The sequence below is a fragment of the Sphingomonas segetis genome (assembly GCF_009720245.1).
GTDB classification, from domain to species: domain Bacteria; phylum Pseudomonadota; class Alphaproteobacteria; order Sphingomonadales; family Sphingomonadaceae; genus Sphingomicrobium; species Sphingomicrobium segetis.
In genome coordinates, this window is record NZ_WJSQ01000148.1 from 1 (window position 1) to 6,512 (window position 6,512).

Below are 6,512 nucleotides of genomic sequence, written 5' to 3' on the forward strand. Positions count from 1 at the left end.
GGGCGGGCCGTAGAGGTCAGCGGGGACGGCATGGGCGGACTCCGGCGCGATCCCGGGCGGCGGGGACGCCGGGGACGCGCAGCCCGCGACGGCCAACAGCGACAGCAATCCGGCAAGCATCCCTGGCCTCATTGGCGGTCTCCTCGAACCCTGCTCCGGAACGGACGCCTCAGGCGAGCTTCGGCCGCGACCGCCACAGGCTGGCGACCAGCGCAAGCAAGGCGACAACCGCGAGCGCAACCAGCGCGCTCCGGACAGAGCCGCTGATCAACAAATAGAAGAGCGCGCCGACGGTCGCCGAAGCGGGGATGGTGATCACCCAGGCGATCATCACATTCCCCGCGACTCCCCAGCGGACCGCCGAGGCGCGGCGCGCGGCGCCCGCGCCGATCACGCAGCCGGTGATCGTGTGCGTGGTCGAGACGGGGATGCCGAGATAGGAGGCGACGAACAGCATGATCGAGCCGCCCGCGGAGGCCGAGAAGCCCTGGTGCTGGTTGAGCTTGGTGATCCGCGTGCCCATCGTCTCGATGATCCGCCAGCCGCCGGTCAGCGTCCCGAGCCCGATCGCCACGTAGCAGCTAAGCGCCACCCAGTGCGGGACATGGAAGGTGCTGAGATGTCCCGTCGAATAGAGCAGCACCGCGATGATGCCCATCGTCTTCTGCGCGTCGTTGAGGCCGTGGCCGAGCGAATAGGCGCCCGCGGAAACGAGATGCAGCCCGCGGAAGGTGCGCTCGGCCCCGCGCGTGCTGGCGTGGATTCCGAGCCAGCTGGTAGCGAGCATGATCATCATCGTCAGGATCAGGCCGAGCAGCGGCGACAGGACGATCGCGATCAGCGTCTTGTTGAGGCCGGTCCACTGGACGTGGCCGAGGCCGGCGGCCGCGACTCCGGCCCCGATCAGGCCCCCGACGAGGGCGTGGCTCGACGAGGAGGGGATCCCCTTCAGCCACGTCACGATGTTCCAGAACATCGCGCCCACCAGCGCCCCGAACACGACCGCTGGCGTGACCTGGTCCTTGTCGATCAGCCCCCTGCCGATCGTGTCGGCGACCTTGTGCAGCGCCGGCCATTGCAGCGCGAGGAAATAGGCCGAGAAGTTGAAGAAAGCCGCGAAGGCGACGGCGCCGACGGGGCTGAGCAGGCGCGTCGCGACGACTGTCGCGATTGAGTTCGCGGCGTCGTGCACTCCATTCAGGAAATCGAACGCGAGCGCTACGCCGATCAGGCCGATGAGCAGAGGCAAAGCAAGTTCGTGCACGCTCTCGTCTGCTCAGGCGTGGTCGATCACGATGCCGTCGATTTCGTTCGCGACGTCTTCGAAAGCATCGGTGATACGCTCGAGGTGCTTGTAGATTTCGCGCGACACCATGAATTGCATCGGCCGGTCGATCTGCTCCTGGAAAGCACGCTTGAGCCCAACCGCATGCGCGTCGTCCGCGTCGCCTTCGAGCCGCACGACCTTTTCGGTGATCTCATGGATCCGGGTGCCGTTGCGGGTGATGTCGCGAAGCAGCGGCATGGCCTCGGCCGTAAGGCTCGCGGCCTCGGAGATCATGGCGACCATCTCGCGCATTTCCGGCTCGAAGGTCCGAAGCTCGTAGACGTCGACCGCGCGCGCCGTCGACTGCATCTCGTCGATCGCATCGTCCATCGCGCCGATCAGCGACGTGATTGCGCCGCGGTCGAACGGGGTAAGGAAGGTCCGCCTGACGGTGGTGAGAACCTCCCGGATGATATCGTCCGCCTCGTGCTCGCGATCGTGGATTTCGGCGATATATTCCGAATGCAGCGTGCCGCCGTCGACCAGCTTCGTCAGCGCATCGGCGGCGCCAACCACCGTTGCGGCATGCGCCTCGAACATCCCGAAGAAGTCGCCGGTCCTCGGGAGGAGACGCTGAAACCAGTTGAACATCTTTACCCCTGTGTGCGCGCCGCTCCGCTTAGTGGAGCGCGGCGGACACGGCAACTCGCCTGCGCTGTTGCCCGGCCATGGGAGGCCGGCGGAAGGGCCGCCTATCGGTCGATTTAACGCGCCGATAACGCGCCGGTCACACCTGGCGAACGGTGGCTGTTCCACATCCCGTCGGACGCGCGGCGTTTCGCGCGCAAGAGCAGGAGAATGGGGCGATGCGTAGGAACGAAGTGCGGTGGCGCGGAGCGTCGCGGGGACAAATGCTGCTGTGCGGAGCGGTCCTCCTTGCAGCGGCTGGAGCGGCCGGTGCTGCCGTTCTCGGCGACTGGGGACCGGCGATGAATGCCGAGCGCCTCCCGCGCTCGAGCAACGAGGTGAACACGCGCTCGGGCGACGGCTGTCCGATCCTCGACCCGTTGAGCAACGATCTCTACATGGCGTCGAACCGCCCGGGCGGCTTCGGCGGCCAGGACATCTGGATCGCCAAGTGGAACGGCAGGGGCTGGAATACGCCGGTCAATGCAGGGCGAGGGATCAACACCGCCGCCGACGAATTCTGCCCCGACCCGGCTCCCGGCAGCCGGTTGTTCTTCGTCCGCCGGCTGACCGCGGCCAACACCGACATCTACATGACTAAGCGGCTTGCGGGCGGCTTCTACACAGCGCCGCAGAGGCTGCCGGCCGGCGGGGGCGCGATCAACAGCAGCGCTGAGGAATGGAGCCCGTCCTATTTCCACGCCGGCGGCCGCGACTTCCTCTATTTCTCGAGCACGCGCGAAGGGCGCCAGCGGGTCTATTACAGCATCAACTTCGGACCGGCGCAGCTCGCGCCCGGCGGGGTCAACAGCTCGGCCGCCGACGCTCGCCCCAACGTTCGCCAGGACGGGCTCGAGATCGTGTGGGATTCGACCCGCTTCGGGACGCTCGGCGGACCTGACATCTGGACCGCGAACCGCTCGTCGGTCGACGCGCCGTGGGGCACGGCGGTGCATCTCGAGAACGGGATCAACAGCCCGGCGGGCGAAAGCCGCGCTTCGCTTTCGGGCGACGGGCACCGGCTGATGTTCGGGACCACGCGCCCGGGCGAAGGAGGAAGCGACATCTGGACGGCGACGCGCTGAGCGCCGTGGGGGCAACTCGGCGTCTGCTCGGAGGGCGGGGTTCGGACTCGTAAGGGTCCGAGCTCCGCTCTTTCTTTGGCGATATGGTCGAGGATCCGCTTGCGCAGGAGCTCGAAGCGCGGATCGCCGCACATCGGGAGGAGACGCTGAAACCAGTTGAACATCGTTTCCCCCGCGTACGCGCGGTCCGGTTAGTGGAGCGCAGCCGCCACGGAAACTCACCGTCCCTGCGCTCCCGACGGGAATTGCGCCTTATCCGTCCCGAGGTCCGCCGATTTGACGAAACGATAACGCGCCGGTGACGTGCGGCGAACGCGCGGTCGGATAGGGACCGTACGTAGCGTGCGCTTTTCGTGCGCTCGAGCGGAGGAAGTCTGATGCGCAAGGTTGGGGAAATTTGGTGGCGGCCGCCGTCGCTGCGGGCCGTCCTGACGTGTGGAGCAATCGTCGTGACCGCGGCCGGCGCGGCGGCGGCCAAGGAATATGGCGACTGGGGTGAACCGGTAAACGCGGAGTCGCTTTCCGGTTCAAGTAGCGAAGTGAACACCGACTCGTTCGGTGACGGGTGCCCGATCCTCGATCCGTACACGAATGATCTGTACATGGCCTCCAACCGCATGCCGGGCGGCGCGGGCGGCCAGGACATCTGGATTGCGCACTGGAACGGCAGCGGCTGGGACGCGCCCGAGAACGCCGGCCCGAACATCAACACCGCCGCTGACGAATTCTGTCCATCACCGGCGCGCGGAAACCGCTTGTTCTTCGTCCGCGGCACGATTGCTGGCGGCGCCAACACCGACATCTACGTGTCTAAGCGGCATCCGAACGCGGGCTTCGGACCGGCGCAGCGCCTTCCGGCCGGCGATGACGCGATCAACAGTCCGGCCCAGGAATGGAGCCCGTCGTGGTTCGAGGCGCCCGACGGCCGCGAGTTCCTCTATTTCTCGAGCACTCGCGACCGCCGCCAGCGTATCTATTACAGCGTGAACTTTGGCCCAGCGCAGCTCGCGCCTGGCGGGGTCAACACGTCTGAGTCAACGGTTCAGGATGCGCGTCCGAACGTCCGTCACGACGGCTTGGAGGTCGTCTTCGATTCAAACCGCTACGGAACGCTCGGCGGCCAGGACATCTGGACCGCAACGCGCTCGTCTGTCGACCAGCCGTGGGGCACGGCGGAGCACCTCGGCAACGGCATCAACAGCGCGGGCAGCGAATCCCGCGCATCGCTCTCGTGGGACGGCACGCGGCTGATGTTTGGATCGAGCCGAACCGGCGCCGGCGACATCTATACGTCGACGCGCTGAGCGTCGTGGGGACAACGCGGCGTCTGCTCGGAGGGCGGGGTTCAGACCTTTAGAGGTCCCAGCTCCGCCCGTTCCCGGGCTACGTGATCGAGGATGCGCTTGCGCAGCAGCTCGAAGCGCGGATCGCCCCGAAGGTCGCGGAACGCGGGCTCTTGTGCGAGGTCGAGCGCGACCGAGCGGCCGTCCGGGAACCAGCCCTTGCTCAGCGCTGCATCGAGGAGCTTCAACGCGTCGGATCGCTGACCCTGCGCCGCGCGGATCATGGCGAGTCGGCCGAGCGTGGTACGGTGGGTTCCCCGTTGTTCGAGCAGCGATGAGGTTGCCGAGAGGAGATAAGCCGACTCTTCCTCCGCCCCTGTCGCCGCGAGGGCGGTTCCCACATCGGCGGCAAGTTCCGGAAGGAGGTTGCGTCGATCGGTCATCGAGATGAATTCATCAGCGTCCCGGTAAGCCGCGCGATAGAGCCGGGTGAGGTCGGCCGGCCGCTCGAACCGGATCATCGCCCGCGCCGCCGGCGCCGAAAAGAATTCGGACGTGAAAAACTCTCCGGGGGTCACCGGCTTGCCCTCGAAGTTCGTTGGCGGCAGCGTCTTCCCGCTGACGAGCGGCGCGTACCAGTCAGGGCAGCCGGTGATGCGATGCAGCACGTCATAATAGCCGATGGCGGTGAGGCTCTCGAACCAATTGCCCCACAGGAACACTTTCGGCCGCCCATTCTCGCTCCGGCCACGGTCGGCGAGCAGCTTCAGCGCTTCCGAGAAATCGCCGTGCTGATAGAACTCCTCAGCTTTCAGGCTGGTAAGCAGCTCCGCGCTTGGGCCAGCGCGCCGGACAGCGCTGAACAGGCGGTCGATCGTGGCCTTGTCCTGAAGTTCGTCGGCAATCACGGACAGGTTCATCACGGCCGGATAGAGCAGCGGATCGATGGCAATGGCTCGCTCGTAGGCCGCCATGGCTTCGCGATAGCGGCCTTGCGAAATCAATGAATTGCCGAGCCAGTTCCACGCTTCCGAATAGCTCGGGTCGAGCTCGACGGCTCGGCGCAGCGGCGCTTCGGCCTCCCGCGAGTTGTCGCCTTCGATCAGTGCCAGGTTTGCGTGGGCAGGCGCGAAATTCGGCGCCAGCGCCAAAGCGCGCTTGACCGCCGCAGCACCCTCCGCACGGGCGTGCGAGTCGGCGATCGCAACGCGCTCATTGAAGACGATTGCGAGCCCCAGTTCCGACCACGCGGGCGCATAATTGGGATCGGCCTTGATCGCGTCGCGCAACAGCGATTCCGCTCGTCGCATATTCGGCCATTCGCGGCTCGAGATGAGTTCCCTCGCCTCGCTGTAAAGCGCGTAGACTTCAGGCGATGTCGCGATCTGTTCCGCGCGACGGCCTCCACCCGGCGCCAACCTCGCGCGCAGCTTCCCTTCGATTCCGCTGGCGATCGCGTCCTGCAGCGCGAACGGTTCGCCCATGCGGCCGCGGAAGGAGTCCTGCCAGACAGCGACGCCGTCGCTGGTTCGGGTGAGGCTGACAGAGACGAGCAGGTCCGTGCCCCGGCGCCGCACGGTACCTTCCAGGATATGGGTCACCCCCAGGCGCTTCAGATATTCGTTGGGTGCGAGCTTCTGGGTCGCCATCGCATCGGTCGTGCTGCGCCCCAGCACACGGATGGAGGCGTTGCGAGTCAGCGCGCCGCGCGTCTGCTCCCACAGTCCCGCGGCGAGATAGCCGTCGTCCGCCGGCTGCTGCTCGAACGGCAGGACCGCGACGACGACTCCGTGTCCGGCGGGCACCGGTCCCTGCCACGGCCACAGCGAGACCACGAGGGCGGTGGCGAGCACGGCCAAGGCCGCGGCCATCGCGAGCAGGTTGCGGCCGGCCGGCGCGCCGTCCGCTGGTGCAGGGGTCGCCGTCAGCGACGGTTCCTGCTCGAGTGCGGCGAGGCGCCGCGCAGAATCGCCGTTGCCGTTGCCGTTGCCGTTGCCGAGCCCGGCGAGGAGCTCCAGCGTCTCCGGCGACGGCTCGGCGTCGTAATCGGCGCGCAGCCGCGCGCGCAGCGCCGCGAAATGGCGATGCATTGCGACGCGGTCGCCAAGCTCGTCGGCGAGCCGCATCGCCAGCCGGGTCGCCTCCTCGCTGGCCGGGTCGAGCCGCAGGATTTCCCCGGTCAGATCGAGC

The 6,512-nt window shown here is 67.1% G+C and carries 5 protein-coding genes; 2 read left to right on the plus strand and 3 right to left on the minus strand.

All coding sequences use genetic code 11. The annotated features are described in order from the left end of the window. Nucleotides 1–169: 169 nt before the first annotated feature. Both GH737_RS12110 and GH737_RS12115 read right to left on the minus strand, forming a co-directional pair. Nucleotides 170–1,264, minus strand: coding sequence for an inorganic phosphate transporter (locus tag GH737_RS12110; RefSeq protein WP_155265066.1), 1,095 nt, complete (start codon nt 1,262–1,264; stop codon nt 170–172). Nucleotides 1,265–1,276: 12 nt separating this feature from the next. Further along, complete coding sequence (locus GH737_RS12115; RefSeq protein ID WP_155265067.1) at nt 1,277–1,918, minus strand: DUF47 family protein; 642 nt, start codon at nt 1,916–1,918, stop codon at nt 1,277–1,279. Between the two features lie 215 nt (nt 1,919–2,133). Here GH737_RS12115 and GH737_RS12120 point away from each other — a divergent pair, with 215 nt between their 5' ends. After that, nucleotides 2,134–3,039: a TolB family protein gene (locus GH737_RS12120; RefSeq protein ID WP_155265068.1), complete on the plus strand. Its 906-nt coding sequence runs from the start codon at nt 2,134–2,136 to the stop codon at nt 3,037–3,039. Nucleotides 3,040–3,416: 377 nt separating this feature from the next. Next, on the plus strand, nt 3,417–4,343 hold the full coding sequence (locus tag GH737_RS12125; RefSeq protein WP_155265069.1) for a TolB-like translocation protein: 927 nt from the start codon (nt 3,417–3,419) through the stop codon (nt 4,341–4,343). Between the two features lie 41 nt (nt 4,344–4,384). Here GH737_RS12125 and GH737_RS12130 read toward each other — a convergent pair. Next, a partial coding sequence (locus GH737_RS12130; RefSeq protein WP_155265070.1) for a tetratricopeptide repeat protein occupies nt 4,385–6,512 on the minus strand: 2,128 nt, incomplete at its 5' end.